The organism is Polaromonas sp. CT11-55, assembly GCF_047303325.1.
Lineage (GTDB): Bacteria > Pseudomonadota > Gammaproteobacteria > Burkholderiales > Burkholderiaceae_C > Polaromonas.
In genome coordinates this window covers 1-290 of the sequence record NZ_JBKBEX010000069.1, presented here as the reverse complement: position 1 = coordinate 290, position 290 = coordinate 1, and the positions used below count along the sequence as shown (strand labels likewise).

At 64.1% G+C, this 290-nt stretch carries 1 protein-coding gene; it reads left to right on the top strand.

Annotated elements, in window-relative coordinates:
- A partial coding sequence (locus tag ACEN8I_RS24130; protein ID WP_413331193.1) for an aminotransferase class IV occupies positions 1–290 on the top strand: 290 nt, incomplete at both ends.

The window sequence follows — 290 nt, the reverse complement described above, 5'->3', positions numbered from 1 at the left end:
TTTTGAAGGCGTGCGCGCCTACAACGCGGCGGGCGGCACGGCGGTCTTCCGCCTTGAAGAGCCCGCCGCGCGCCTCGTCAACAGCGCCAAGATCCTGCGCATGAAGATTCCGTTCACCCAGCAAGAAGTCAACGAAGCCACCAAAGCCGTGGTGCGCGAGAACATGCTGGAGTCCTGCTACATCCGCCCGCTGACCTGGATAGGCTCGCAAAATCTCGGCGTCAGCCCCAAGGGCATGGAGATCCACCTGATGGTCGCGGCCTGGGCCTGGGGCGCCTACCTCGGTGAAG